We start from the raw sequence: 26,979 nt of genomic DNA, 5'->3' as shown, positions 1-26,979 counted from the left end.
AGCATGAATCTTCACGAGTATCAGGGTAAGCAGCTGTTCGCTGAATACGGCCTGCCAGTTTCCACCGGCTACGCAGTAGACACCCCGGAAGCAGCAGCAGAAGCTTGCGACAAAATCGGCGGCACCGAGTGGGTTGTCAAAGCCCAGGTCCACGCTGGTGGTCGCGGTAAAGCGGGCGGCGTAAAGCTGGTTCGCAGCAAAGAAGACGCCAAAGCATTCGCTCAACAGTGGTTGGGCAAGCGTCTGGTGACTTACCAGACTGATGCCAATGGCCAGCCAGTCACCAAGATCCTGGTTGAATCGTGCACTGATATCGCTAAAGAGCTGTACCTGGGCGCTGTCGTTGACCGTTCGAGCCGTCGCATCGTGTTCATGGCTTCCACCGAAGGTGGCGTGGACATCGAGAAAATCGCTCACGACACCCCTGAGAAAATCCTCAAGGCTACTATCGATCCACTGGTTGGCGCTCAGCCATTCCAGGGTCGCGAGCTGGCATTCCAGCTGGGTCTGGAAGGCAAGCAAGTTGCTCAGTTCGCCAAGATCTTCGTAGGTCTGGCCAAGCTGTTCAAGGATCACGACCTGGCTCTGCTGGAAGTGAACCCGCTGGTGATCAAGGCTGACGGCGATCTGCATTGCCTCGACGCGAAGATCAACATCGACGCCAACGCCATGTACCGTCAGCCTAAGCTGAAGACTTTCCACGATCCGTCGCAAGACGATCCGCGCGAAGCGCACGCTGCCAAGTTCGAACTGAACTACGTAGCACTGGAAGGCAACATCGGTTGCATGGTCAACGGTGCTGGCCTGGCCATGGGTACCATGGACATCGTCAACCTGCATGGCGGCAAACCAGCCAACTTCCTCGACGTGGGCGGCGGTGCTACCAAAGAACGCGTTACCGAAGCGTTCAAGATCATCCTGTCCGACACTAACGTCGCTGCAGTATTGGTCAACATCTTCGGCGGCATCGTTCGTTGCGACATGATTGCCGAAGGCATCATCGGCGCTGTGAAAGAAGTCGGCGTGAAAATCCCGGTTGTTGTTCGCCTTGAAGGCAACAACGCTGAGCTGGGCGCTAAAGTACTGGCAGAAAGCGGTTTGAACATCATCGCTGCTACCAGCCTGACCGACGCTGCTCAACAAGTCGTTAAAGCTGCGGAGGGCAAATAATGAGCGTCCTGATCAATAAAGACACCAAAGTTATCTGCCAGGGTATTACCGGTTCGCAAGGTAGTTTCCACACCCAGCAAGCCATCGAATACGGCACCAAGATGGTGGGTGGCGTAACTCCTGGCAAAGGCGGCACCGAGCACCTGGGTCTGCCAGTGTTCAACACCGTGAAAGATGCTGTAGCTGCCACTGGTGCCACCGCCAGCGTGATCTACGTTCCAGCTCCTTTCTGCAAGGACTCCATCCTGGAAGCAGCATTCGGCGGCATCAAGCTGATCGTCTGCATCACCGAAGGCATTCCTACCCTGGACATGCTGGACGCTAAAGTTAAGTGCGACGAACTGGGCGTAGTCCTGATCGGTCCTAACTGCCCAGGCGTGATCACTCCAGGCGAATGCAAGATCGGCATCATGCCAGGTCACATTCACTTGCCAGGCAAGGTCGGTATCGTTTCCCGTTCCGGCACCCTGACCTACGAAGCTGTGAAGCAGACGACTGACGCCGGTTTCGGTCAGTCGACTTGCGTCGGCATCGGTGGTGACCCGATCCCGGGTTCGAACTTCATCGATATCCTGAAGCTGTTCCAGGAAGACCCGAAGACCGAAGCGATCGTAATGATCGGCGAGATCGGCGGTTCGGCTGAAGAAGAAGCGGCTGCCTACATCAAGGCACACGTGACCAAGCCGGTTGTTTCCTACATCGCGGGTGTGACTGCTCCTCCGGGCAAGCGCATGGGCCATGCTGGCGCAATCATCTCTGGCGGCAAAGGCACTGCAGACGAGAAATTCGCTGCACTGCAAGACGCAGGCGTAAAAACCGTGCGTTCGCTGGCAGACATCGGCAAGGCCCTGGCCGAGCTGACCGGTTGGGCTGTCAAGTAAGCCTCGCGCTTAACTGACGCTTCACCAGACAAAGGCCACCTTCGGGTGGCCTTTGTTGTTTCCGAAGATCAAAAGATCGCAGCCTTCGGCTACATGGGATCGCATTCCAACCGTAGGAGCTGCCGAAGGCTGCGATCTTTTTGATCTTCAAGGAAAATTAGATATGTAAACGCGACATTGAAACGTCGCGTATCGGATAGTTCGCCCTGTAACAGTGCGTTTGTCGTGCAAATTCGTTAGGCTAGCAGCCATTTTTGCGTCCGCGGCCCACAAGGCAGCAACGCGCTAAACGGGTCAGTCCTATACGGGCCGACAGCATTTCCCTCACCCATAAGGGAAATCCCTCTCTAAATTCCGATTCAGTAGTGTGGTATTTCCTTAATGAAAGTGTTGAAAGGCCAGGACATCCTGGCACTGGGTTTTATGACATTTGCCCTGTTCGTCGGGGCTGGCAACATCATCTTCCCGCCTATCGTCGGTTTGCAGTCCGGGCCTAATGTCTGGATGGCGGCGCTGGGTTTTCTGATCACCGCGGTTGGTTTGCCGGTGATCACCGTTGTCGCCCTGGCCAAGGTCGGTGGTGCAATGGATGCCTTGAGCAGCCCGATCGGTAAAGTCGCCGGTGGCCTGCTGGCAGCCGCGTGCTATCTCGCTGTCGGCCCGTTGTTCGCAACGCCACGCACCGCGACCGTGTCGTTCGAAGTGGGCCTGGCGCCGCTGACTGGCGAGAGCCCGTTGGCGTTGTTTCTCTATAGCTCGGTGTACTTCCTGGTGGTGTTTTTCATCTCGCTCTACCCGGGCCGCCTGCTCGACACCGTAGGACGTTTCCTTGCACCGCTGAAGATCATTGCCCTGGCCGTTCTCGGCATCGCCGCGTTTGCGTTGCCGGCCGGTGATATCGGCGTGGCCACGCCTGAATATGTCGCAGCACCGTTCTCCCAGGGCTTTATCAATGGTTACCTGACCATGGATACCCTGGGTGCGCTGGTATTCGGCATTGTCATTGTCAATGCGATCCGCTCCCGTGGCGTGGAATCGCCGGCGCTGATCACCCGTTACGCGATCATCGCCGGACTGATTGCCGGCGTAGGCCTCGCGCTGGTTTACGTCAGTCTGTTCCGCCTCGGTTCGGGCAGCCATGAAGTGGCCGCCGGTGCTGCCAACGGCGCGGCGGTATTGCACGCGTATGTTCAGCACACATTCGGTTCGCTCGGCAGCGGTTTCCTTGCGGTGCTGATCTCCCTGGCCTGCCTGGTGACAGCAGTCGGTCTGACGTGCGCTTGTGCCGAATACTTCAGCCGTGTACTGCCACTGTCCTACAAGACGCTGGTGATCATCCTGGCTGCATTCTCCCTGTTGGTGTCCAATCTGGGCCTCACCAAGCTGATCGCGTTTTCGATCCCGGTGCTGACGGCCATCTACCCGCCGTGCATCGCCCTGGTAGCGCTAAGCTTCTGCAAGGACTTCTGGCATGAGCAGGGCCGCATCGTCGGTCCGGTGATGCTGGTGTCGTTCATCTTCGGTCTGATCGATGCCCTCAAGGGCGCCGGTCTGGCCGATTGGATGCCGACCCAGCTGACTCACCTGCCGCTGAGCGAGCAGGGTCTGGCGTGGCTGGTGCCGGCGGTCATGACCCTGGTGGTCGCGGTGGTCTGCGATCGTCTGTTGGGCAAGCGCGAAGAAGCGCTGGCTTAAGCGGCTTCATGGCCTGCCACAAGCGGGCCTTGCGCTGAGTCCTGGCAAAAATGGAAATGCCCCGTATCAATCGATACGGGGCATTTTTTATGGCCGTGCGCAAATCTATGTGGGAGCGGGCTTGCTCGCGAAGAGGGCTTAACATTCAATAGTGATATTAACTGGAAGTCCGCTTTCGCGAGCAAGTCGAATCGTCGTACCGCCGCTCCCACAGGATTTCGGTATTCCTCCTATACCTCACAAGGACCTGCATGTCGTTCATCCAAGCAAATCTGATCCACATCCTCGCCGCGCTCTGGTTTGTCATCTGCTGGGGTGGCTACACCCGTTACGCGACATGGAAAGGCCGCGACACCGCGTGCCTGGCCAGTGTGTTGCACCTGTATCGCGAAGACTGGATGCGTCGCATGCTGTTGCGCGACAACCGCATTGCCGATGCCAGCGTGATTGGTAACCTGGAGCGCAATGCCTCGTTCTTCGCGTCCAGTACGTTGATTATCCTGGCCGGTATTCTCACGGTATTAGGTGCGTCCGACAGAGCCGTGTCGTTGCTGGCGGATATCCCGATGGTGCAACAAGCCTCCCAGGGCATGTCGGAGATCAAGTTGTTGTGCCTGGCGCTGGTGTTTGTCTATGCGTTCTTTACGTTCAGCTGGTGCATGCGTCAGTACAACTTCGCGGCCATTCTGGTGGGCTCGGCGCCGATGATTGGCGAGCGTCATGTGTCCGAGCAAGAGCGTAAAGCTTTCGCTTCCCGGGCAGCACGGGTCATTTCCATGGCGGCCAACCAGTTCAACTTCGGTCTGCGTTCCTATTACTTCGGCATGACCATGCTGGCGTGGTTCGTCAGCCCTTGGTTGTTCATGTTGATGAGTGCCGGCGTCGTGCTGGTGTTGTATCGCCGCGAATTTCACTCCGACGTTCTTGATGTAATGGTGTATACCCCTACAGAGGCGCCATTGCCTGAAATTAACAAGGAAGCTGCTTGATGAGTATTCCGTTCTGGTGTGTGTTTATCAGCGCGTTACTGATTTTCCTGGCAAAGATCCCGGTGGCCAAAGCCATGAACGATCAGGGTGGTTACAACAATCACCTGCCGCGCCAACAGCAGGCGCAACTTACGGGCTTCGGTGCCCGTGCATTGGCCGCCCATCAGAACAGTTTCGAGGCGTTCATGATCTTTGCGGTGGGGGTGTTGATGGCGCACACCACGCAGACGGCGGGATGGCTGATCGATGCGCTGGCGATCATCTTTGTGATCGCACGTATCTTTTACCTGTTGTGCTATTGGGTGGATCTGGCCTGGCAGCGCAGTTTGGTGTGGTTTATCGGTTTAGTGTCTTCGTTGTTACTGATGATTAGCCCGACTTTTAGGACGATTTTGCTCTAAGGCTGCACGCCAAACAAAAGCCGCAGACAAAAGAAAACCCGCACTTGGCGGGTTTTCTTTTGTCACTAAAATCGCTTTTAGTTTTTAGGAGCTTCTGGCGCGGCTTCTTTTGTCGCTGCTGCGTTCGATTCGGCCTGAGCTTTGGCAGCTTCGGCGTTTTCTTTTGCTGCCTCGTTCACTTTATCCTGAGCCTCACCCATTTTTTCCTGAGCTTGCTCAGCATGTTTGGTGGCTTCTTGAGCTTTGTCCTCGGATTTTTTATCGCAGGCAGCGAGACCGAGGGAAGCGGTCAACATCAAGGCAATAGCTAAAGTCTTACGCATGGGGTGTTTCTCCTGATGGAAAGTATCTACTGGCCTTTCGAGCGCAGCGATCAGGGTTAAGTTCCTTAATTCGCACAGATATATAAGTTTGTTTTTCTACGGAACTTTTACCCACTAGCCTGCTACTTTCCAGGAACACTAAGAAGAGTTTAATCCAATGGCCGAAATCCCCGTTTTTGAGCGTGCGACACGCTTCCTGTCGGCCTTGCGGCATTGTCAGGTACTCGGCATGCGCGTTCACAGCGCCAGCAGCGAAGGATTGACGGTGATTCTGCCGTACAGCCCGCAGATCGTCGGCAATCCGCAAACCGGCGTGATTCATGGCGGAGCGTTGACCTCACTGATGGACACCGCCTGCGGCATGGCTACCCTTTGCGTGCTGCCCGAATTCGAAGTTTGTCCGACGCTCGACTTGCGCATCGACTACATGCACGCCGCCGAGCCGCACAAGGACGTATACGGCTTCGCCCAATGCTATCGAGTGACCACCGACGTCATCTTCGCGCGCGGTTTTGCCTATCAGGACGACCCCGAACAGCCCATCGCCCATGTGGTGGGTACCTTCATGCGCATGGGCAAGGGCATTAAAGGCACTAAAGGTTTTGGCGGCGCCATAGCCGGAGGTGCGAAATGACCGACACGTTCAAAGAGCAACTTCAACAGGCCCATGCGCAGGGGGACTACGCCTCGCTGCTGGGTCTGATTCCCTACGCCAGACTGATTGGCGTGGAATGTTCGCGCGTCGGGGATGAACTGCTGTTTCGTCTGCCGGCCAACAAAGACAACATTGGTAATCCTTTACTGCCAGCGATTCACGGCGGCGTGATTGCCGGGTTCATGGAGCTCTCGGCGGCACTGCACCTGCTGATCTTCACCGGCTCGCCCGGTGTGCCGAAGATTATCGACTTTTCCCTCGACTACCTGCGCGCGGGGCAGTTTCGCGATACTTGGGCCAGATGCCAGGTGTGCCGACAGGGGCGGCGGGTGGCAAACGTGGCGATTACCGCCTGGCAAAGCACTGAGGGCGAGCCTATTGCCACAGCCCGCGCTCACTTCAAAATCGAAGAGCCCTTGAAATCCTGATCTCAGCCCCCAACTCTGAGGACAACCCGCCGTCGACCTCAAGGTCGCGGCTTATGCCATCTGATTGGAGTTTGATGACCATGAGTGTGGAAACTCAAAAGGAAACCCTGGGCTTCCAGACCGAGGTGAAGCAGCTGCTGCACCTCATGATCCATTCGCTGTATTCCAACAAGGAAATTTTCCTTCGCGAATTGATCTCGAACGCCTCTGACGCTGTCGACAAATTACGTTTTGAAGCGCTGGCCAAGCCTGACTTGCTGGAAGGCGGCGCGGAACTGAAAATCCGTGTGAGCTTCGACAAAGACGCTAAAACCGTCACCCTCGAAGACAACGGCATCGGCATGAGCCGTGAAGACGCGGTGACCCACCTGGGCACCATTGCCAAATCCGGCACTGCCGATTTCATGAAGCACTTGTCTGGCGATCAGAAAAAAGATTCGCACCTGATCGGTCAATTCGGTGTTGGTTTTTACTCGGCCTTCATTGTTGCCGATAAAGTTGACGTATTCAGCCGCCGTGCCGGCCTCGCTGCCAGCGAAGGCGTGCACTGGTCGTCCAAAGGCGAAGGCGAATTCGAAATCGCCACCGTCGAGAAGGCTGACCGCGGTACGCGCATTGTCCTGCACCTGAAATCCGGTGAAGACGAGTTCGCCGATGGTTGGCGTCTGCGCAACATCATCAAGAAGTATTCCGACCACATCGCCTTGCCGATCGAGTTGCCCAAAGAAGTGGCAGCCGTTGAAGGCGAAGACAAGCCTGTCGTTGAATGGGAAACCGTCAACCGCGCCAGCGCCCTGTGGACTCGCCCTCGTACTGAAATCAAGGACGAGGAATACCAGGAGTTCTACAAGCACGTCGCTCACGATTTCGAAAACCCACTGAGCTGGAGCCACAACAAGGTCGAAGGCAAGCTCGAGTACACCTCGCTGCTTTATGTACCGACCCGTGCTCCGTTCGACCTGTACCAGCGTGAAGCGCCGAAAGGCCTCAAGCTGTACGTGCAGCGTGTGTTCGTCATGGATCAGGCTGAGTCGTTCCTGCCGCTGTACCTGCGCTTCATCAAAGGCGTGGTCGACTCCAACGACCTGTCGCTGAACGTGTCGCGGGAAATCCTGCAGAAAGACCCGATCATCGATTCGATGAAGTCGGCGCTGACCAAGCGTGTTCTGGACATGCTGGAAAAACTGGCGAAGAACGAGCCTGAGCAATACAAAGGCTTCTGGAAGAACTTCGGTCAGGTCATGAAAGAAGGCCCGGCAGAAGACTTCGCCAACAAAGAAAAAATTGCTGGCCTGCTGCGTTTTGCGTCCACTCAGGGCGACGACGGCGAGCAAGTTGTAGGTCTGGCCGACTACCTGGCCCGCGCCAAGGAAGGTCAGGACAAGATCTACTACCTGACCGGCGAAACTTACGCGCAAGTCAAAAACAGCCCGCACCTGGAAGTCTTCCGCAAGAAAGGCATCGAAGTGCTGCTGCTGACCGACCGCATCGACGAGTGGCTGATGAGCTACCTCAACGACTTCGACGGCAAGAGCTTTGTCGACGTGGCTCGCGGTGACCTGGACCTCGGCAATCTGGATTCGGAAGAAGACAAGAAAGCCGCGGAAGAAGTCGCCAAGTCCAAAGAAGGCCTGGTTGAGCGTCTGAAGACGGCATTGGGCGACTCTGTTGCTGAAGTGCGAGTCTCCCATCGTCTGACCGATTCCCCGGCGATTCTGGCCATCGGCGAGCAGGACCTGGGCCTGCAAATGCGTCAGATCCTGGAAGCCAGCGGTCAGAAGGTTCCGGATTCGAAGCCGATCTTCGAATTCAACCCGGCCCACCCGCTGATCGAGAAACTCGACAATGAGCCGAGCGACGAGCGCTTCGGCGACCTGTCGCACATTCTGTTCGATCAGGCGGCCCTGGCGGCCGGTGATAGCTTGAAAGACCCGGCCGCTTATGTGCGCCGTCTGAACAAGCTGCTGGTTGAATTGTCGGTTTAACCGCGTTGTAAAAAAACCCGCTTCGGCGGGTTTTTTGATCGTTCCCACGCTCTGCGTGGGAATGCCTCTAGGGACGCTCCGCGTCCAGTGACGCGGAGCGTCACGGGCTGCAACCACGCAGAGCATGGGAACGATCAGCCGATCAATTACAGGGGCGGCGGCGGGCTTCGGTGTTTCGGCAGTTCGATCCGCTCACTTTCCCCCGGCACTGTCGGCCAATCCCCGGCCGCCCAGCGTCGACGTGCTTCATCGATCAATGCCGGATCACTGGCCACGAAATTCCAGTTGATCCGCCGTGGCCCATCCAGCGGCGCGCCGCCAAACAGCACGGCATGACAGTCGCTCTCGGCGAACAGCGTCATCTCTTCACCGGCCGGCAACACCACCAGTGAGCGCGGTTCAATCAGCTCGCCATCCAGTTGTGCCTCCCCGCTCAGCACATACAGAGCCCGCTCTTCATGCTCGGTGGGAATCAGCAAAGTGGTCGCCGTTTGCAGGTTCAATTCGGCGTACAGCGTAGGAGAAAGCACCGGGACCGGTGATTCGAGACAAAAGCCTGAACCGGCGATCATCCGTATCTTCACGCCCAGGTTATCGCTGACGGGCAGTGTGGCAGCCGGGTGGTGACTGTAATGTCCCGGACCGTGTTCACGATCCTTGGGCGAAGCCAGCCAGATCTGTAAGCCGTGCATCGTAAAGCCGCTTTCCTTCAAGGCTTCGGGCGTGCGTTCGACGTGGGCGATTGCACTGCCGGCGGTCATCCAGCTGACGTCACCGGCATTTACTACCTGATCGGAGCCGAGGCTGTCCTTGTGCTGGATTTGCCCTTCGAACAGGTAGGTGAGGGTGGACAGGCCGATGTGTGGATGCTGACGGATGTTCATGCCTTTGCCCGCCGAATAACGGGTTTCGAGCATGTGGTCGAAAAACACGAAAGGCCCGACGTTGCGGCATTTGGCTGACGGCAACGGGCGAAGAATTGGCTGGCCTTCGACATCTTCGGCGCGAGGGCGGATCACGAGTGGCGTGTTCATGGTGCATTCCAGGCTGAGCGGGTGACGCAGGGAGCATAACCCGCTTGCGCAGCCCTTGCCGCTATTGGCTGAACGCACCTTCGGACAGATGGGTTTCAATGCTGATGTCAGAAGTGGTCATCAGCTTATGTACCGGGCAGCGGTCGGCCACGCGGTGCAGTTCGTCACGCTGGGCATCGGTGAGCACGCCTTTTAGTGTGAGTTCGACGAGCAAGGCATATTTGCCTTTCTGCTCTTCACTGTTGTCGCGCGTGACCTCAACCTCGACGCCCGTCAGCGGGATGTTCTTTTTCCTGGCGTACATTTTCAGCGTCAGGGCCTTACAGGCACCGAGGGCTGCATCGAAGTAGTCGTGGGGTTCTGGGGCGGAGCCTTCGCCGCCAGAAGTTTTCGGCACATCGGCAAAGAGTTCGTGGTCATCGATCTGGACGCTGTGACGAAAACCTTCGGCGGAGACGGTATTGACGGTAACAGTCATAAAAAACCTCGCAGGCAGTGGGAAAAGTCATTCGAACAAAAAAGACCCTGAAGTTATAGAGCATCCCTTCAAATTCGCGTTCCGCTTTCTTGGCGGGGGATTCTGCTTCGTGCTGTCGCGAAGTGATCACAATCCTGTGGCGAGGGGGCTTGCCCCCGTTCGGCTGCGAAGCAGTCGTAAATCCATTGCATGCGGTTTAACTTTGAAATCCCGGGGTCGCTTCGCAACCCAACGGGGGCAAGCCCCCTCGCCACAGGCAAGCCCCTCCCCACGGGATTGTGCTGAACCCAAGGTTGTCATCGTCCTGTCACTCCAGCGTCATACCCTCGCGCTCATCTCAATCAAGGAGCGCACTATGCACCTCACCCGTTTAACCGCCCTGGCCGCAATGATGTTCGTCAGTGGTCTGGCCAGTGCCGAAGTCCGTGTCGAAGGCCCAGTGGAATACGGCGTGTTCGCTGGCCCGAAAGCCGAACTGCAATCGGGCGAGCGAGTTTTGCGCCGCAGCAATGAACAGATCCAGCAAACCGAAATCGTCCCCGCCAAACTCGGCACCAAGTTTGGTATGCGTTACCAGTTGGCTGACAAGGTTGCCGAAGACCAGCCGCTGACGTTGCTCTATTTCACGCCGGGAATCCGAACTCCGGATGGCGTGCGTCATGACAAACTGGAAGTGACTCAAAAACTGGTACCCGGTGCTCCGCAGGATGTGATGGCGTATGAGTTCACTGAAAGCCATGAAGTCGTTCCCGGTGAGTGGCGGTTCATGGTGTTCCAGGGCGACCGTCTGCTGGCCCAGCAACGCTTTACCGTGCGCTGATCGCTCTCTCGCCCAACCAAATGCCAGACGAAAAAAAGCCCCGCGTTTGCGGGGCTTGCATGTTGGTGCGGATTAGCTGCCTTTGACCGGTTTGCCGTTGACCGTACCGTCCAGGAGCATGATGTTGTACTCCTTGCCGTCGGTTTCGACCTGTTGCAAACGGACCAGCAGGTAATCCCAGTCCTTGGCGAACCACAGCACGGTGATGCGCTTGCTTTGTGTTGGGTCGCGCACGCGCTCGACTTTGATCGCATCGATCTGGCCAGCCTTGGTGTCGACTTTCTCCGAGCCCAGCACGCGGAAGTCATAGGTATCGACTTCGCCGTCATCGACGACCTGATAGCTCATGCTTTTCTTGCCGGCGGCCACGTCATGCTGCAGCGCCAGTTGATAGGTGGACTTGTCGACCATGCCGCGGTTGAGTGGAAGCTTGACGGCGTCACCGCGATCGGTGCCGGTGACCATCTTGTTGGTCCAGTCGAAATCCAGATCAGCCTTCTTGGCTTTGCCCAGGCCACCACGTTCGAAATGGTAGGACTGCGGCAGCAGGGTGTCCTTGTCTACGGTCAGAGTGCTTTCTTCGGTCAGGCTGGCGATCATCATCGACGCCTTGAAGCTGAGTTTCCAGATGCCGTTGGCGCCCTTGGTCAGGCTGCGCTCGGCGGTGCCGCTCATGGGCAGTTGCTTCCAGTCGGCGGTGTAGCTGGCGGAGAAGGGTTGAAGGTCTGCGGCCTGCGCAAACGGCAGGGCGAGAAGAGCGCAAGCGAAGAGCAGGGCGCGACGCATAAAATCTCCTAGGTTCGAATCAAGTGGCCGCTGGCCGCGAGTAACTGTCCGTCCAGTAAAGCACCTTGTTCACCGAGTGATAAACGACCTTCGGCAAACCAGCGTACAGCCATCGGGTAGATCAGGTGTTCCTGGGTATGAACTCGCTGCGCCAGACTCTGCGGCGAATCGTGCAACTCTACCGGTATTACTGCCTGTACGACCAGTGGTCCGCCATCGAGTTCCTCGGTGACGAAGTGCACGGAACAGCCGTGTTCAGTGTCACCGGCCTCCAGCGCGCGCTGATGGGTGTTTAACCCTTTGTATTTGGGCAGCAGCGAGGGATGGATATTGAGCAGGCGACCCTGATAATGGCGCACGAAGTCAGCGCTGAGAATGCGCATGAAACCGGCCAGTACCACGAGTTTGGGGTTGAAGGCGTCGATCAGTTCGATCAGCGCGGCATCGAAGGCCTCGCGACCTTCGAAAGCCTTGTGATCCAGGGTGCGGGTATCGATACCCGCGTCCCTGGCGCGTTGCAGGCCGTAGGCATCGGCGCGGTTGGAGATCACCGCAGCGATGCGAACCGGGCTGTCGCCGGTCCGCGTGCTGTCGATCAAGGCCTGCAAGTTACTGCCGGTGCCGGACAACAGCACCACCACATCACAGGTCTGGGACATCAATGAGCCTTGAGGTTTTTCAGTTCGACCTGAGCCGCGCCTTCGGCAGCGGTGGCGATCTGACCGATGACCCAAGGCTGCTCGCCGGCTTCACGCAGCACATTCAGCGCGGTTTCAACGTGCTCTTGCGCAACGCAGATAACCATGCCAACGCCGCAGTTCAGGACGCGGTGCATTTCGTTTTCGTCGACGTTGCCCTTCTCTTGCAGCCAGTCGAACACGGCAGGGCGAGTCCAGCTTGCAACGTCAACCACCGCTTGTGCGCCTTTTGGCAGAACGCGCGGGATGTTGTCCAACAGGCCACCACCGGTGATGTGGGCCATGGCTTTGACGGCGCCGGTTTCCTTGATCAGCTTGAGCAGCGGCTTCACGTAGATGCGGGTCGGGGCCATCAGCAGGTCGGTCAGCGGTTTGCCGTCGAGCTGGATGTTTTCGATATCTGCACCGGACACTTCGATGATCTTGCGGATCAGCGAGTAGCCGTTGGAGTGCGGGCCGGAAGATGGCAGGGCGAGCAGGGCATCGCCGGCAGCGACTTTGGAGCCGTCGATGATTTCGGACTTTTCCACGACGCCGACGCAGAAGCCGGCCAGGTCGTAGTCTTCGCCTTCGTACATGCCAGGCATTTCAGCGGTTTCGCCGCCGACCAGGGAGCAGCCGGACAGTTCACAGCCAGCGCCGATGCCGGTCACGACCTGGGTCGCGGTTTCGACGTTCAGTTTGCCGGTGGCGTAGTAGTCGAGGAAGAACAGCGGCTCGGCGCCGCACACCACCAGGTCGTTCACGCACATGGCAACCAGGTCGATGCCGATGCTGTCGTGCTTGTTCAGGTTCAGCGCCAGGCGCAGCTTGGTGCCGACGCCGTCAGTGCCCGAGACCAGTACCGGTTGCTTGTAACCGGCCGGGATTTCGCAGAGGGCGCCGAAACCGCCCAGGCCGCCCATGACTTCCGGGCGCGCAGTGCGCTTGGCGACGCTCTTGATGCGTTCGACCAATGCTTCACCGGCGTCGATGTCTACACCGGCGTCCTTGTAGCTCAGGGAGGGTTGCTTGCTCATGATCCAGGCCTTTAGGGGGGATTCAGGGGTAACGACCGAGTCCAGTGGGGCCACTGAAGCTGGCGAAGGGCAATTGCCATACGCGAATTTCAGGGTGCCCGGCTGTTGCCGGTCTGCGAAGGCGCGCGATTTTATCAGGCTTGAGGGGCAGCGGCCATCCTCGTGCCGACGGGCAGGGGCATATCGCGTTAAAAAAACCGATATTGCCCGTGTTGGTGGCGTCCCGGATGGCTGTATAAGGTATCGACGTTAACCGTCTATCGTTATGACAGTGCGAAAACTTACCGGGACCGGGTGAATGTTTTGCTTGAATCTATGGTCAACAGACCCTTGGTTCATTCATCTTCACGCGGTCTGTTCCAGCCGCTCTTGTCGTCAGGAATCTTTTTATGCGTTTTCTTAAATTCTTGTTCGCGGGCTGTTTATCCATGGTCAGCCTGACCGGTCATGCCGAAACCGTCAAAGGCCTCTATCAAGTGCGCGAGCCTGTCAGCAGCCAGACACCGGAGGAGCGCGACCAGGCGACTCAGAGGGCGCTGGATACGTTGGTGTTGCGCCTGACTGGCGACCCCAAGGCGGCGCAGAGCCCGGGTCTTGCGACCGTGCGCAAGGACCCTCAGCAGATCATCAGTCAGTTCGGATATGACGCCGGGCCACCGCAAGTGCTGAAAGTCGATTTCGACCCGGCCACCACTGAACAGGCCTTGCGGCGTGCCGGGTTGGCCGTGTGGGGCGCGAACCGGCCATCGATCCTCGGCTGGTGGTTGAACGATTCCACTGAAGGTTCGAGCCTGGTCGGCGATGGTCAGGCGAGCGCCACGCCACTGCTTCGAGCGGCGCAACACCGTGGGCTGCCGCTGCGGTTGCCGCTGGCGGACCTGAACGAGCAGATTGTCGCCACTGCGCCGAATCTGGAGAGCGCAGACCCGGCACCGCTGCGGGGCGCATCCGACCGTTACAATGCCGACGCTTTGCTGGCGGTGCATGCCCGTGAAGAGGGTGGCCAATGGCAAGCCAAGTGGCGTTTGTGGTTGGGCGATCAAAAAGAAGCCGGGAGTGCGCAGGGCGCCGATACTGCCGCGCTGGCCGATGCGGTGATGCTGGCGGTCAGCCAACGCCTCGCGCCGCGTTTTGCCGCCAAGCCGGGCGCTTCGAGCGAGCAATTGCTGGAAGTGCAAGGGATGAGCCTGGAACGTTATGCGACGCTCGGGCGATTGCTGGAGCCTTTTGGGGCACGCCTGCAAAGTGTCGACGGCGACCGCGTGCTTTATCGGGTCAACGGCAGCCCCGATCAGTTGCGGGCGCAGTTGTCCTTGGGCAGGTTGCAGGAAATTCCGGCCGGTGAGGCGCCGGCACCCACGGTCCCTGTTCAGACAGTGACGGCTGGTTCGACACCAGCCGTAGCGCCAGCCCCGGCCCCGACACCGCAGTTACGTTTTCGCTGGTAGTTTTTCTTTATATAGAAGCAGGAGTGGTACATGGCCGATACACGGCGTTGGTTCTGGCTCGGTGGGGTGGTCCTGCTTTGCGCGTTTGTTTACCTGTTGCACCCGATCCTGACGCCTTTTTTGGTGGCGCTGTTGCTGGCTTATCTGTTCGACCCGCTGGTGGATCGGCTGGAAAAGTATGGCCTTTCGCGGACCTGGGGCGTGGTGGCGGTGTTTGCCTTGTTCACATTGCTCGTCACCGCATTGCTGTTGGTGTTGGTGCCGATGCTCGCCAAGCAACTTTTTCGCTTGTATGAGCTGACGCCGCAAATGCTCGACTGGTTGCAGCACACTGCCGTGCCGTGGGCGCAATCGAAGATGGGGTTGTCGGACGGCTTCTGGAAATTCGACAAACTCAAGGCGGCGTTCAGCGAGCACATGGGCCAGACCACCGATGTGGTCGGCGTGGTGCTGAGTCAAGCAACGGCTTCAGGTCTTGCACTAATTGGCTTGCTGGCCAATCTGGTGCTGATTCCGGTGGTGAGTTTTTATCTGTTGCGCGACTGGGATCTGATGATGGCCAAGATCCGCAGCCTGCTACCCCGTGATCGTGAAGCGCGCGTCATGACCTTGGCGGAAGAATGCCATGAAGTGCTCGGGGCCTTCGTGCGCGGGCAGTTGCTGGTGATGCTGGCGCTGGGGGTGATCTACGCCGCAGGCTTGATGATCGTCGGGCTGGAGCTGGGGCTGTTGATCGGTCTGATCGCCGGTCTGGCGGCGATCGTGCCGTACATGGGGTTCGTCATCGGAATTGGTGCAGCATTGATTGCCGGTTTGTTCCAGTTCGGTGGCGATTTGTATCCCTTGATCGGTATTGTCGCGGTATTCATGGTCGGCCAGGCGCTGGAAGGCATGGTCCTGACGCCGTTATTGGTCGGCGACCGGATCGGCCTGCACCCGGTGGCGGTGATCTTCGCCATCCTGGCCGGCGGCGAGCTGTTTGGTTTTACCGGTGTGTTGCTGGCGTTGCCGGTGGCGGCGGTGATCATGGTCCTGGTGCGTCACGTACACGATTTGTATAAGGATTCGGATATCTATGGGGGTATCGACGAATCCGCGCTGTAAGGGTTTTTGATCGCTCATGGCGGGCAGCCTGGTTTCGTGCCAGGTGTGCCCGTATCCCTTGTGCGGCTGTCACATGCGCCGCCAAAGAAACTGTCGTTAACGCAAACCTTTGATTTTGCTTGTGGTCTGTCGCATTGTGCGGTCAGCCTCACGGGTATAAACTTCGCAAACTTTACACAGAGGCCACTAACGGTTCCTTTGGAACTGTTCAGTCAGCATGAAACCGATTCAGCTGCCCCTAGGTGTGCGTCTGCGTGATGACGCTACCTTTATCAACTACTACCCAGGCGCCAATGCCGCTGCACTCGGCTATGTCGAGCGGCTCTGCGAAGCCGACGCCGGCTGGACGGAAAGCCTGATTTACCTCTGGGGCAAGGACGGGGTCGGGCGCACGCATTTGTTGCAGGCGGCGTGTCTGCGCTTCGAACAGCTGGGGGAGCGGGCGGTGTACTTGCCGTTGGCCGAGTTGCTGGACCGCGGCATCGAAATCCTCGATCACCTCGAACAATACGAACTGGTCTGCCTGGACGATCTGCAGGCCGTCGCCGGCAAGGCAGATTGGGAAGAGGCGCTGTTTCATCTATTCAATCGCTTGCGTGACAGCGGCCGGCGCCTGCTGATCGCCGCCTCGACATCCCCGCGTGAATTGCCGGTGAAGCTGGCGGATCTCAAGTCGCGGCTGACACTGGCACTCATCTTCCAGATGCGTCCACTCTCTGACGAAGATAAATTGCGTGCCTTGCAGTTACGCGCATCGCGCCGTGGCCTGCACCTGACCGACGAGGTCGGGCATTTTATCTTGACCCGTGGTACTCGCAGCATGAGCGCGCTTTTCGAGTTGCTCGAGCGCCTCGATCAGGCCTCCCTTCAAGCTCAGCGCAAGCTGACAATCCCGTTCCTGAAAGAAACCCTGGGTTGGTAAAGGAACCTGATCAGACTCAGGTTTTACGCGGGTTTCGGCATTTTCCAGGCGTCAACGAATCCGCTTTCCTGCAAGAGGGCAGGCTGCGCAAAGGTTCAAAATGGGCTTAAGCGCTTAGATGTAAACGAGAAACCGAAAAGTCACATACAGATCGATTGAATTTGCAAATGAGGATGATAGCGGGCATAGTCGCGGCTTCTTCAGAAACTATCAGCCACGGTCGTGCCCATGCTAAATCGCTTCGCACCCCTCGTGCCTCTCGCACTCGTCACCCTGTTGTTCGGTTGCGCTGCCCACTCTCCAGTGTCCCAGCAAGCGCCAAAACAGCAGGTTTCAAATTCAGTTACTGCGCAGTCTTCTTCCGTTCTTTTCCAGGAAGAGCTAACCACCGATAAAGAACTGGCAGACTTCGCCGGCGGCAAGTCGTACCAGCTTCCGGTTCTCGCCGACAGCATTCTCGAACGTGGCATGTCCCTGATCGGTACCCGTTATCGTTTCGGCGGCACCTCTGAAGCCGGTTTCGACTGCAGCGGCTTCATCGGTTACCTGTTTCGTGAAGAGGCCGGCATGAACCTGCCGCGCTCCACCCGCGAAATGATCAACGTTGACGCTCCTCTGGTTGCTCGCAGCGCCCTCAAACCGGGTGATCTGCTGTTCTTTGCCACCAATGGTCGTCGCGGTCGTGTCAGTCACGCCGGGATCTACCTGGGTGACAACCAGTTCATCCACTCCAGCAGCCGCAAAAGCGGTGGTGTCCGGATTGATAGCCTGGGCGACAGCTACTGGAGCAAAACCTTCATCGAAGCCAAACGCGCACTCGCGATGGCGCCGACTGCGGCCCCGACTATCGTCACGGCACGCAAGTAAGCGGACTGTTTGTAAGGCGAACTTAAAGTCTTACTTGAAGTTTGCCGCGTAGCCGCTAGAATCCTGATCTATTATTGATGGCAAACCGCCTGCGTTCTGCGCAGGCGGTTTTCTTTTCTGCCTTTTCGGTGGAAAAAGCCGCAGCCAGATCAGGATGTTCTGTTTATGACGATGTCGGCCCGCCTCACACTCATATTCTTCGCAGCGCTGCTCAGCGCCTGCGCCAGCCGCACACCGCCACCTGCGCCGGTGGTTCGCGCTCCCATTGTTTTCGGTCCTTCCCAAGCCTTTTCCCCTGCGGCAGAAGACGTGCTGTTTCGCGCGCTGGGCCTGGTGGGAACACCTTATCGCTGGGGCGGCAACACTCCGGATTCCGGGTTCGATTGCAGCGGTCTGATCGGTTACGTTTATCGCGATGTCGCCGGCATTTCCTTGCCGCGCTCCACCCGCGAGATGATCGGCATGCAAGCCCCCAGTGTCGGCAAGGAAGGCCTGCAAACCGGTGACCTGATTTTCTTCGCCACCAATGGCGGCTCCCAGGTCAGCCACGCCGGGATCTACGTCGGCGAAGGCCGCTTCGTCCACGCGCCAGCCACGGGCGGCACGGTCAAGCTGGACAGCCTGTCCAAGGCTTACTGGCAGAAAGCCTACCTGAGCGCCAAGCGTGTCTTGCAACCTGAGCATTTGGCACATAATCCCTAGAGGGGCGTTGTCTGCCGTAAAGGTAAGCGCTTGTTGGAAAAGATCGCAGCCTGCGGCAGCTCCCACAGGGTATATATCATCCAATGTAGGAGCTGCCGAAGGCTGCGATCTTTTGATGTTTATTTAGCCGCGGAAACGCGCCACACCTTGTTCCCCACATCATCCGCCACCAGTAAGCCTCCTTGCTGATCGATCACCACACCCACCGGCCGGCCCATGGCTTTTTCGTCGTCAGTGAGGAAACCGGTGAGCACATCCACCGGCTGCCCGCTCGGTTTGCCGGCGTTGAACGGCACGAAAATCACTTTATAGCCGCTGTGTGGCTTGCGGTTCCACGAGCCGTGTTGGCCGATGAAGGCACCTTGGGTGAACGGCGCGGGCAACTTGCTGCCTTCGGCGAACGTCAGGCCCAGTGACGCGGTATGCGGCCCCACCGCGTAGTCCGGTGCAATCGCCTTGGCCACCAGATCGGGGTTTTGCGGCTCGACGCGAATGTCGACGTGCTGGCCGTAATAGCTGTAGGGCCAGCCGTAGAACCCGCCGTCCTTCACGGAGGTGATGTAGTCCGGCACCAGGTCGCTGCCAATTTCGTCACGTTCATTGACGGCGGTCCACAGGGCGCCGCTCTGCGGTTCCCAGGCCAGGCCGTTTGGATTGCGAATCCCCGAGGCGAAGATCCGATGGTTGCCGGTGGCACGGTCCACCTCCCAGATCGCCGCGCGGCCTTCCTCCTGATCCATGCCGTTTTCACCAATGTTGCTGTTCGAGCCCACGGTGACGTACAGCTTGCTGCCATCCTTGCTGGCGATGACGTTTTTGGTCCAGTGATGATTCAGCGTGCCGCCCGGCAGATCGACCACCTTGATCGGCTGCGACTTGATCGCCGTCTCGCCGTTTTCATAGTGGAAACGCAGCAGGCGATCAGTGTCGGCGACGTACAGGTCATTGCCGACCAGGGTCATGCCGAAGGGCGAGTTGAGGTTTTCCAGGAATACCGTGCGGGTTTCGGCGATGCCATCGTGGTCCTTGTCCCGCAGCAGGGTGATGCGGTTCGGGCTGGGGACGCCGGCACCGGCGCGGCCCATGACTTTGCCCATGACCCAGCCGCGAATGCCTCCGCCAGGTTTAGGCGGTGCGTTGGTTTCGGCTACCAGTACGTCGCCGTTGGGTAGTACATAGAGCCAGCGCGGGTGTTCGAGGCCTTCGGCAAACGCCGCCACTTGAGTCCCTGGTGCGGCGGCAGGTTTCTTGCCTTCAGGCCAGCCGATCGCCGGGGCGATGTTCACCGTCGGGATCAGGGTTTTATTCGGTTCTGGCAGCTTGGGCGAAGGGCCTGTGCCATCCGAGACTTGCAGTCTGGAGGTTTCACCACAGGCAGCGAGCCCTCCGGCGAGCGCGATGATGAAAGCGAGCTGGGGTTTGCGCATTACGATCTTCCCTATGAATGCATTGATGTAATCATAGAGAAGCGTAGACGCTCGATGGTTCAACCGGTCAGCCGCGGGCTTCCTTGAGCACAATAGCGATGCCCGGATGATAGTTGCCGGCTTCATTACGCAACTTGCGGTAGGCGTAAGGGAAATACCAGGCCACGGCGCAGGTGTGTTCCTTTTGCAGGTCATCGACCATGTCCTGGAGTTCCTCCGGGGTGGCGCTGTGCTGGGCTTTTTGTGGCGCGACAAACAGACAGCCGAGTTTCAGGTCGCTGGCGTAGCTGATTCGCTTCGCATCGCTGGTGATGTCCGCCAGCGCCTGGGTGAGGTTCAGGCTATTGACCCGTGGCCAGCGCTGGGTGGCTTGGAGATATGCGCGTTCTTCGCTGCTGGCGATAAACAGATCGGCGCGGGCGTTACGTTCGCCTTCTTCAATCTGTTTGCGGGTCGACGTCTGTGCCAGCGTGACCATTTCTGCCATCCAGGCCGCGGCGGAGAGCAGGCCGAGGTTGGCGTTTTCGTCATACCAGTAAGGTGTATCGTTATCGCCGCGCACGGCGTTGTAGCGGTCGATACAGTCAAACCAGCGTTCCAGCACCGGCCGCAGGAATTCCAGCTTCGGATTGCTGATGATCATGCCTTGCATGTGGCTCACCCTTGTTATTGTGTTGTCAGGTTGTGGCTCTTTGATATCACTGCTGACAGTGTGGCACAAGATTGGCGTCAGTTAATTGATCGATGGCAGTTATTCGCTCAGCGGTGTCCCGGCTTTAATTGACGCTCCATCCCCAACCCTCTAACCTTCGCGGCTTGTTTCAGGTGCTCTGTGACCTTGGTCGACAGAGTGAAACAGGGAAGCCGGTGAGTGACTATCTTCAAGCGACGAAGAGTCATGATCCCGGCGCTGCCCCCGCAACGGTAAATGAGAGAAGACTGCGCCTTGAGCCACTGTGTTGATATCAACATGGGAAGGCGCGCGGTCAGGCGCAAGCCGCTCATGAGCCCGGAGACCGGCCTGATTCATCCAACGGCATCACGGTGGGCGATGCCAGGCTTGTTGCCGTCTATTCTTGTGCCTGCCCGCCGTTATCCAGCCTCAACGGAGAGCTCCCCCCATGACTGATACTCCCGATCGTGACGAACGCCATCTGGCGCGCATGCTGCGCAAAAAAGCGGTGATCGACGAACGCATCGCCAACTCGCCGAATGAATGCGGTTTGCTGCTGGTGCTCTCTGGCAACGGCAAAGGCAAGAGCAGCTCGGCGTTCGGCATGCTTGCGCGGGCCATGGGCCATGGCATGCAGTGCGGCGTGGTGCAGTTCATCAAGGGGCGCAACAGCACCGGCGAGGAGCTGTTCTTCCGGCGCTTCCCGGAGCAGGTGCGTTTTCATGTGATGGGCGAGGGCTTCACCTGGGAAACTCAGGATCGCCAGCGTGACATCGCCGCCGCCGAAGCCGCCTGGGCAGTGTCCCGCGAATTGCTGCGTGATCCGGCCATTGGCCTGGTAGTGCTCGATGAACTGAACATCGCCCTCAAGCACGGCTACCTCGATCTCGATCAGGTGCTCAGCGACTTGCAGGCGCGTCCGCCGTTGCAGCACGTGGTGGTCACCGGTCGCGGCGCCAAACCGGAGATGATCGAGCTGGCCGACACCGTCACTGAAATGGGCATGATCAAGCACGCCTTCCAGGCCGGAATCAAAGCGCAAAAAGGCGTCGAGTTGTGAACTGCATTTTATGAATAGCCATCGTCAATGCCCGGCGGTACTGATCGCCGCGCCGGCCTCCGGTCAGGGCAAGACCACCGTCACCGCCGCGCTCGCCCGTTTGCATCGCAATCAGGGGCGCAAGGTTCGCGTGTTCAAATGCGGCCCGGACTTTCTCGACCCGATGATTCTCGAGCGCGCCAGCGGCGCACCGGTTTATCAACTCGACATGTGGATGGTCGGCGAGCAAGAAAGTCGACGGCTATTGTGGGAAGCCGCTGGCGAAGCCGACCTGATCCTCATCGAAGGCGTCATGGGGCTGTTCGACGGTACGCCGTCCAGCGCCGATCTGGCGCGGCACTTCGGTGTGCCGGTGCTCGGCGTGATCGATGGCACCGCCATGGCGCAGACGTTTGGCGCGCTGGCCCTGGGCCTTGCGCGTTATCAGCCGGATTTGCCGTTTGCCGGTGTGTTGGCCAACCGGGTCGGCACCGTGCGCCATGCGCAATTGCTCGAAGGCAGCCTGACTGAAGGTTTGCGCTGGTACGGCGCGTTGTCCCGGGAGACCGGGATCGAATTGCCGAGTCGGCATCTCGGCCTGGTTCAGGCCAGTGAATTGAACGATCTCGACCTGCGTCTCGATGCGGCGGCCGACTCTTTGGCCAGCAGTTGCGATGTGGCGCTGCCGCCAGCCGTGGAATTCGCCGCGCCTGAAATGATCGCCGCCGAACCGTTGCTGGCCGGTGTGCGGATTGCCGTGGCCCGGGACGAAGCTTTCGCGTTTACCTACGGCGCGAGCCTGGATCTGCTGCGGGCCATGGGCGCCGAATTGACGTTCTTTTCGCCGATCCGCGACAGCGAATTACCTGAGGCAGACAGCCTCTATCTGCCGGGCGGCTACCCCGAATTGCACCATGTGGCGTTGTCACAAAACACGCCGATGCTGACCGCGATCCGCGCGCACCATGCGGCGGGCAAACCGTTGCTGGCCGAGTGTGGCGGCATGCTGTATTTGCTGGATTCCTTGACCGATGTCGAGGGCACTCGCGCTGAACTGGTTGGCTTGCTGGCCGGTGATGCGGTGATGCAAAAGCGTCTTGCCGCGTTGGCCTTGCAGGCAGTCGAGTTGCCGGAAGGTTTGCTGCGTGGGCACACTTATCACCACTCGTTGACCAGCACCGGACTTGAGCCGATTGCTCGAGGTTTGAGCCCCAATGGCGGGCGAGGGGCGGAGGCGGTTTATCGTAAGGGGCGGATGACGGCTTCTTATGTGCACTTTTATTTCCCGTCCAATCCATCGGCGATTGCCGCGCTATTTTTGCCTGACCTTGAGGACGCCTTCGCGAGCAAGCCTGCTCCCACAGGGGAACGCATTTCAAATGTGGGAGCGGGCTTGCTCGCGAAGAGGCCATGACCGACAACACATTTTCCGAAGCCGAACGCGCAGCCGTTTACCGAGTCATTGCCGAGCGCCGCGACATGCGGCACTTCAGCGGCGGCACCGTCGAGCCTGCGTTATTGAGGCGTCTGCTCGAAGCCGCGCACCAGGCGCCGAGTGTCGGCCTGATGCAGCCCTGGCGTTTCATCCGCATCAGCGACCGGGCCCTGCGCGGCAAGATCCAGCAACTGGTGGAAGACGAACGCATCCGCACTGCCGAAGCCCTCGGCGAGCGCTCCGACGAATTCATGAAGCTCAAGGTCGAAGGCATCAACGACTGCGCCGAGGTGCTGGTCGCTGCACTGATGGACGATCGAGAGCGGCACATTTTCGGCCGTCGTACGCTGCCGGAAATGGACATGGCGTCGCTGTCCTGCGCCATCCAGAACCTTTGGCTCGCCTCCCGCGCCGAAGGCCTGGGCATGGGCTGGGTGTCATTGTTCGAGCCACAAGCGCTGGCGGACTTGCTGGGTTTACCGACCGGCGCCAAGCCGTTGGCCGTCCTTTGTCTGGGGCCGGTCAAGGAATTCTACCCGGCGCCAATGCTGGTACTCGAAGGCTGGGCGCAGGCGCGTCCGCTCAGCGAATTGCTGTATGAAAATTATTGGGGAGTGAGTCAATGAGTGTGGCGTTGTTGAGTGTCGCCGCGGTCGCGCTGGATGCGCTACTGGGTGAACCCAAACGCTGGCATCCGCTGGTGGCGTTCGGTCGTTTTGCCGATCGCATCGAGCAACGTTTCAACTCCGGTGGCCGTGGCTGGCGCAGTCACGGCGTTACGGCCTGGGTGATGGCGGTTGTGCCGCTGACCTTATTGGCCACCGCACTTTCCTGGGCGCCTTATGTCGGTTGGATCGTCGAGATTCTCGTGCTCTATTGCGCCCTTGGCATGCGCAGCCTTGGTGAGCACGTTGAGCCGGTGGCCAAGGCCCTGCGCAGCGATGATCTGATCGAGGCGCGCAAACGCGTCGGCTATCTGGTCAGCCGTCAGACCAGCGAACTGGATGAAACCGAAGTCGCCCGCGCCGCCACCGAATCGGTGCTGGAGAACGGCAGCGATGCAGTATTCGCCGCGCTGTTCTGGTTTGCCGTGGCGGGTGCGCCCGGCGTGGTGCTCTATCGCCTGAGCAACACCCTCGATGCGATGTGGGGTTATCGCAACGATCGCTTCGAACGTTTCGGTTGGGCGGCGGCGAAGATCGATGATGTTCTGAATTACATTCCCGCACGCCTGGTGGCGTTGACCTACGCGTTGCTGGGCAAAACCCGACTGGCGCTGAAGTGCTGGCGCACCCAGGGCCCGACTTGGGACAGCCCGAATGCCGGGCCGGTGATGGCGGCCGGTGCTGGCGCGCTGGGTGTCGAGTTGGGTGGGGCGGCGATTTATCACGGTGAACTGCATCAGCGTCCGCAATTGGGCGAAGGCGTGCCGGCGGATGCCGATTCCATCGACCGTGGCTGGCAATTGGTCCAGCGCGGGGTATGGTTATGGCTGCTGATTCTTTGCGTGGGGGCGGAGTTTTATGCTTGAGCACGGGGGCCGCTTGCGCAAGGCGGCGCTTCAATACGGCATTGCCGAAGCCGATTGGCTCGACCTGTCCAGTGGCCTCGCGCCTTGGCCATTCCCGGTCCCGGACATCCCGCTGCGAGCCTGGGCGCGGTTGCCGGAAACCGATGACGGTCTGGAGCAGGCAGCCTGCGACTATTACGGTGCGGCTCAAGTGTTGCCGGTGGCCGGCTCGCAAATGGCGATCCAGTTGCTGCCGCGTTTGCGCCGGGCCGGCAAGGTCGGCGTGCTGTCGCCGTGTTACGCCGAACACGCCGAAGCCTGGCGACGCAACGGTTACATCGTGCGCGAAGTGCTGGAGTCGGAAGTCGATTTCTTTCTCGACAGCCTCGACGTGCTAGTGGTGGTCAACCCGAACAATCCCACTGGGTTGAGCCTGACCCCGGCTCGCCTGCTGGATTGGCATGCGCGGCTGGCCCAGCGCGGTGGCTGGCTGGTGGTGGACGAGGCGTTCATGGACAACACCCCGCATTTGAGCCTGGCGCCGTTTACCCATCAGATCGGTTTGATCGTGCTGCGCTCCTTCGGCAAATTCTTCGGCCTGGCCGGTGTGCGGCTGGGGTTTGTGCTGGCCGAGCGCAAGTTGCTCAAACTGCTGGCCGAACAGGTCGGGCCTTGGGCGGTCAGCGGTCCGACCCGAGTGCTGGGCCAGGCGTGTCTGACGGATACGGAAGGGCACACTCGACAACGCATTCGTACCGATGAGGCCGGCGAGCGTCTGGCGTTGCTGCTTGAACAGTACGGTCTTAAACCCCAGGGCGGCTGCGCATTGTTCCAATGGCTGATCACCGAGTGCGCCGAAGCACTGCACGAATTCATGGCCCGGCGCGGCATTCTGCTGCGGTTGTTCACCCACAACAGCAGCGTGCGGTTTGGCTTGCCGGCGGATGAGGCGGATTGGCTGCGTCTTGAGCAAGCGCTTGAAGCCTACGTTAAGGAAGCGCAATGACTACGTTGAGGATGCAAGGCGCAACTTTGATGGTGCAGGGCACTACATCGGACGCCGGTAAAAGCACACTGGTGACGGCGCTGTGTCGCTGGGTAACCCGCCAAGGTGTCAGCGTCGTGCCGTTCAAGCCGCAGAACATGGCCCTCAACAGCGCGGTGACCGCTGACGGTGGCGAGATTGGTCGCGCTCAAGCGGTGCAGGCCCAGGCCGCCAACCTTGAACCGCACACCGACATGAATCCGGTGCTGCTCAAACCCAATAGTGATACCGGTGCTCAAGTGATCATTCATGGCCGTGCAGTCACGACGATGAACGCGGTCGCCTATCACGACTACAAGGCCATCGCCATGCAAGCGGTACTGGCCTCCCATGAGCGGCTGAGTGCGGCATATCCGGTGGTGATGGTCGAAGGGGCGGGGTCGCCGGCAGAGATCAACCTGCGGGCCGGCGACATCGCCAACATGGGGTTTGCCGAGGCGGTGGACTGCCCGGTCGTACTGATTGCCGACATCAATCGCGGTGGGGTTTTTGCGCATTTGGTCGGTACGCTGGAGTTGCTGTCCCCCAGCGAACAGGCGCGGGTCAAAGGCTTCATCATCAACCGGTTCCGCGGCGACATCGCCTTGTTGCAGCCAGGCCTCGATTGGCTGGAGGAGCGCACTGGCAAACCGGTGATCGGGGTTTTGCCGTATGTGATGGACCTGCATCTTGAGGCCGAGGACGGTATCGATCAGCGGCAGGCCGACAAGGCCGATCGAGTGCTCAACGTGGTGGTGCCGGTACTGCCGCGCATCAGCAACCACACCGATTTCGATCCGCTGCGCCTGCATCCGCAAGTGGACTTGCAATTCATCGGCCCCGGTCAGGCGATTCCGCCGGCCGACCTGATCATTCTTCCCGGCTCGAAAAGCGTGCGCAGCGACCTCGCGTATCTGCGGGCCAACGGTTGGGACACGGCGATCTCGCGGCACTTGCGCTATGGCGGAAAAGTGCTGGGGATCTGCGGCGGTCTTCAAATGCTCGGCGAGCAGGTGCACGACCCGCTGGGCCTCGAAGGCGCGCCCGGTTCCAGTGCCGGTTTGGGCTTGCTGGCGTTCGAAACGCAACTCGAAGAAGAGAAGCAGTTGCGCAATGTGCGTGGGCGTCTGGCGCTGGAAGATGCACAGGTCAGCGGCTATGAAATTCATGCCGGCGTGACCACCGGGCCCGCGTTGGAAAGCGCCGCGGTGCAGCTCGACGATGGTCGCTGCGATGGCGCACAAAGTGTCGATGGGCAGATCTTCGGTACGTATCTGCATGGCCTGTTCGAGTCACCGGCGGCATGCAGTGCGTTGTTGCGTTGGGCCGGGTTGCAGGCTGTGCAAGAGGTCGATTACCACGCCTTGCGCGAGCGCGATATCGAACGGCTGGCGGATCTGGTGGAGAAGCATCTGGATACCTCGCTGTTGCGTGAGCTCTGTGGTTTTTAGAGTGAATGTGCTGGC

Annotated in this window: 28 protein-coding genes and 1 riboswitch; of the genes, 20 read left to right on the top strand and 8 right to left on the bottom strand. The window is 59.2% G+C overall.

The window, feature by feature from the left end; translation table 11 throughout:
* The first annotated feature begins 3 nt into the window (after positions 1 to 3).
* The 5 genes from sucC to ABH909_RS23645 all read left to right on the top strand — a co-directional run bounded on the left by sucC (position 4) and on the right by ABH909_RS23645 (position 5,136).
* The gene (gene sucC, locus ABH909_RS23665; protein WP_007898980.1) at positions 4 to 1,170 is read left to right on the top strand and encodes an ADP-forming succinate--CoA ligase subunit beta; all 1,167 of its coding nucleotides are present in this window, start codon (positions 4 to 6) and stop codon (positions 1,168 to 1,170) included.
* Positions 1,170 to 2,051, top strand: coding sequence for a succinate--CoA ligase subunit alpha (gene sucD, locus ABH909_RS23660; protein ID WP_007919877.1), 882 nt, complete (start codon positions 1,170 to 1,172; stop codon positions 2,049 to 2,051). Before sucC ends, sucD begins: the two co-directional genes overlap by 1 nt.
* 381 nt (positions 2,052 to 2,432) lie before the next feature.
* On the top strand, positions 2,433 to 3,746 hold the full coding sequence (brnQ, locus tag ABH909_RS23655) for a branched-chain amino acid transport system II carrier protein (protein WP_429437732.1): 1,314 nt from the start codon (positions 2,433 to 2,435) through the stop codon (positions 3,744 to 3,746).
* Positions 3,747 to 3,997: 251 nt separating this feature from the next.
* A complete protein-coding gene (locus tag ABH909_RS23650; RefSeq protein WP_429437730.1) occupies positions 3,998 to 4,735 on the top strand; it encodes a DUF599 domain-containing protein in 738 nt (245 codons plus the stop codon).
* A complete protein-coding gene (locus tag ABH909_RS23645) occupies positions 4,735 to 5,136 on the top strand; it encodes an MAPEG family protein (protein ID WP_429437727.1) in 402 nt (133 codons plus the stop codon). Before ABH909_RS23650 ends, ABH909_RS23645 begins: the two co-directional genes overlap by 1 nt.
* Before the next feature lie 77 nt (positions 5,137 to 5,213).
* Here the strand turns inward: ABH909_RS23645 and ABH909_RS23640 are convergent, their stop codons facing one another.
* Positions 5,214 to 5,459 (bottom strand): hypothetical protein, encoded by a 246-nt coding sequence (locus tag ABH909_RS23640; RefSeq protein ID WP_008071487.1) that lies wholly within the window; start codon positions 5,457 to 5,459, stop codon positions 5,214 to 5,216.
* A 157-nt stretch (positions 5,460 to 5,616) separates the two neighbouring features.
* Between ABH909_RS23640 and ABH909_RS23635 the strand changes: the two genes are divergently transcribed.
* From ABH909_RS23635 to htpG, 3 genes are all read left to right on the top strand, one after another.
* Positions 5,617 to 6,093, top strand: coding sequence for a PaaI family thioesterase (locus ABH909_RS23635; protein WP_429437723.1), 477 nt, complete (start codon positions 5,617 to 5,619; stop codon positions 6,091 to 6,093).
* Positions 6,090 to 6,542, top strand: coding sequence for a PaaI family thioesterase (locus tag ABH909_RS23630; protein ID WP_429437720.1), 453 nt, complete (start codon positions 6,090 to 6,092; stop codon positions 6,540 to 6,542). Before ABH909_RS23635 ends, ABH909_RS23630 begins: the two co-directional genes overlap by 4 nt.
* An 80-nt stretch (positions 6,543 to 6,622) precedes the next feature.
* Positions 6,623 to 8,527, top strand: a complete 1,905-nt coding sequence (gene htpG / locus ABH909_RS23625) for a molecular chaperone HtpG (RefSeq protein WP_429437717.1) — start codon at positions 6,623 to 6,625, stop codon at positions 8,525 to 8,527.
* Between the two features lie 146 nt (positions 8,528 to 8,673).
* Here htpG and ABH909_RS23620 read toward each other — a convergent pair whose 3' ends face one another.
* Positions 8,674 to 9,561: a pirin family protein gene (locus ABH909_RS23620; RefSeq protein ID WP_429437714.1), complete on the bottom strand. Its 888-nt coding sequence runs from the start codon at positions 9,559 to 9,561 to the stop codon at positions 8,674 to 8,676.
* A 61-nt stretch (positions 9,562 to 9,622) separates the two neighbouring features.
* Positions 9,623 to 10,039, bottom strand: a complete 417-nt coding sequence (locus tag ABH909_RS23615) for an OsmC family protein (protein WP_429437711.1) — start codon at positions 10,037 to 10,039, stop codon at positions 9,623 to 9,625.
* A 355-nt stretch (positions 10,040 to 10,394) separates the two neighbouring features.
* On the opposite strand from ABH909_RS23615, the gene ABH909_RS23610 reads away from it, so the two are divergent.
* Complete coding sequence (locus ABH909_RS23610) at positions 10,395 to 10,859, top strand: DUF3859 domain-containing protein (protein ID WP_429437708.1); 465 nt, start codon at positions 10,395 to 10,397, stop codon at positions 10,857 to 10,859.
* A 72-nt stretch (positions 10,860 to 10,931) separates the two neighbouring features.
* On the opposite strand, the gene ABH909_RS23605 is transcribed toward ABH909_RS23610, so the two are convergent.
* Genes ABH909_RS23605 through purM form a run of 3 tightly spaced genes read right to left on the bottom strand, consistent with a single transcriptional unit; the run spans position 10,932 to position 13,362 of the window.
* Positions 10,932 to 11,645, bottom strand: coding sequence for a DUF3108 domain-containing protein (locus ABH909_RS23605; RefSeq protein WP_429437706.1), 714 nt, complete (start codon positions 11,643 to 11,645; stop codon positions 10,932 to 10,934).
* 8 nt (positions 11,646 to 11,653) lie between these two features.
* On the bottom strand, positions 11,654 to 12,304 hold the full coding sequence (gene purN, locus ABH909_RS23600) for a phosphoribosylglycinamide formyltransferase (RefSeq protein WP_429437703.1): 651 nt from the start codon (positions 12,302 to 12,304) through the stop codon (positions 11,654 to 11,656).
* Complete coding sequence (gene purM, locus ABH909_RS23595) at positions 12,304 to 13,362, bottom strand: phosphoribosylformylglycinamidine cyclo-ligase (protein ID WP_008013877.1); 1,059 nt, start codon at positions 13,360 to 13,362, stop codon at positions 12,304 to 12,306. The genes purN and purM overlap by 1 nt, the downstream gene beginning before the upstream one ends.
* Positions 13,363 to 13,751: 389 nt before the next feature.
* On the opposite strand from purM, the gene ABH909_RS23590 reads away from it, so the two are divergent.
* The 5 genes from ABH909_RS23590 to ABH909_RS23570 all read left to right on the top strand — a co-directional run bounded on the left by ABH909_RS23590 (position 13,752) and on the right by ABH909_RS23570 (position 18,405).
* A complete protein-coding gene (locus ABH909_RS23590) occupies positions 13,752 to 14,810 on the top strand; it encodes a DUF2066 domain-containing protein (protein WP_429437701.1) in 1,059 nt (352 codons plus the stop codon).
* A 30-nt stretch (positions 14,811 to 14,840) separates the two neighbouring features.
* The gene (locus ABH909_RS23585) at positions 14,841 to 15,914 is read left to right on the top strand and encodes an AI-2E family transporter (RefSeq protein ID WP_429437698.1); all 1,074 of its coding nucleotides are present in this window, start codon (positions 14,841 to 14,843) and stop codon (positions 15,912 to 15,914) included.
* A 217-nt stretch (positions 15,915 to 16,131) separates the two neighbouring features.
* Entirely contained in the window at positions 16,132 to 16,836 is a 705-nt protein-coding gene (hda, locus tag ABH909_RS23580; RefSeq protein ID WP_095634544.1) for a DnaA regulatory inactivator Hda, read from the top strand.
* A 228-nt stretch (positions 16,837 to 17,064) separates the two neighbouring features.
* Positions 17,065 to 17,703, top strand: a complete 639-nt coding sequence (locus ABH909_RS23575) for a C40 family peptidase (protein ID WP_429437695.1) — start codon at positions 17,065 to 17,067, stop codon at positions 17,701 to 17,703.
* A 165-nt stretch (positions 17,704 to 17,868) separates the two neighbouring features.
* A complete protein-coding gene (locus ABH909_RS23570) occupies positions 17,869 to 18,405 on the top strand; it encodes a C40 family peptidase (protein WP_063342954.1) in 537 nt (178 codons plus the stop codon).
* A 119-nt stretch (positions 18,406 to 18,524) separates the two neighbouring features.
* Here ABH909_RS23570 and ABH909_RS23565 read toward each other — a convergent pair whose 3' ends face one another.
* Positions 18,525 to 19,832, bottom strand: a complete 1,308-nt coding sequence (locus ABH909_RS23565) for a PQQ-dependent sugar dehydrogenase (protein ID WP_429437691.1) — start codon at positions 19,830 to 19,832, stop codon at positions 18,525 to 18,527.
* A gap of 67 nt (positions 19,833 to 19,899) precedes the next feature.
* On the bottom strand, positions 19,900 to 20,484 hold the full coding sequence (locus tag ABH909_RS23560) for a hypothetical protein (protein WP_429437688.1): 585 nt from the start codon (positions 20,482 to 20,484) through the stop codon (positions 19,900 to 19,902).
* A gap of 154 nt (positions 20,485 to 20,638) precedes the next feature.
* Positions 20,639 to 20,871: riboswitch (cobalamin riboswitch) on the top strand.
* A gap of 82 nt (positions 20,872 to 20,953) precedes the next feature.
* On the opposite strand from ABH909_RS23560, the gene cobO reads away from it, so the two are divergent.
* Genes cobO through ABH909_RS23530 form a run of 6 tightly spaced genes read left to right on the top strand, consistent with a single transcriptional unit; the run spans position 20,954 to position 26,964 of the window.
* Positions 20,954 to 21,565 carry a cob(I)yrinic acid a,c-diamide adenosyltransferase gene (gene cobO / locus ABH909_RS23555; RefSeq protein ID WP_429437686.1) on the top strand — a complete coding sequence of 204 codons (612 nt, stop codon included), beginning with the start codon at positions 20,954 to 20,956 and terminating at the stop codon, positions 21,563 to 21,565.
* A 10-nt stretch (positions 21,566 to 21,575) separates the two neighbouring features.
* Complete coding sequence (locus tag ABH909_RS23550; protein ID WP_429437684.1) at positions 21,576 to 22,958, top strand: cobyrinate a,c-diamide synthase; 1,383 nt, start codon at positions 21,576 to 21,578, stop codon at positions 22,956 to 22,958.
* The gene (gene bluB, locus ABH909_RS23545) at positions 22,955 to 23,605 is read left to right on the top strand and encodes a 5,6-dimethylbenzimidazole synthase (RefSeq protein ID WP_429437682.1); all 651 of its coding nucleotides are present in this window, start codon (positions 22,955 to 22,957) and stop codon (positions 23,603 to 23,605) included. Before ABH909_RS23550 ends, bluB begins: the two co-directional genes overlap by 4 nt.
* Complete coding sequence (gene cbiB / locus ABH909_RS23540) at positions 23,602 to 24,510, top strand: adenosylcobinamide-phosphate synthase CbiB (protein ID WP_429437679.1); 909 nt, start codon at positions 23,602 to 23,604, stop codon at positions 24,508 to 24,510. The genes bluB and cbiB overlap by 4 nt, the downstream gene beginning before the upstream one ends.
* A complete protein-coding gene (cobD, locus tag ABH909_RS23535; RefSeq protein WP_429437676.1) occupies positions 24,503 to 25,495 on the top strand; it encodes a threonine-phosphate decarboxylase CobD in 993 nt (330 codons plus the stop codon). Before cbiB ends, cobD begins: the two co-directional genes overlap by 8 nt.
* A gap of 11 nt (positions 25,496 to 25,506) precedes the next feature.
* On the top strand, positions 25,507 to 26,964 hold the full coding sequence (locus ABH909_RS23530; protein WP_429440083.1) for a cobyric acid synthase: 1,458 nt from the start codon (positions 25,507 to 25,509) through the stop codon (positions 26,962 to 26,964).
* The last annotated feature ends 15 nt before the right edge of the window (positions 26,965 to 26,979 follow it).

Source organism: Pseudomonas sp. BS3782 TE3695, assembly GCF_050435305.1.
Classification (GTDB): Bacteria; Pseudomonadota; Gammaproteobacteria; order Pseudomonadales; family Pseudomonadaceae; genus Aquipseudomonas.
This window is presented reverse-complemented; position numbering and strand designations above follow the sequence as displayed.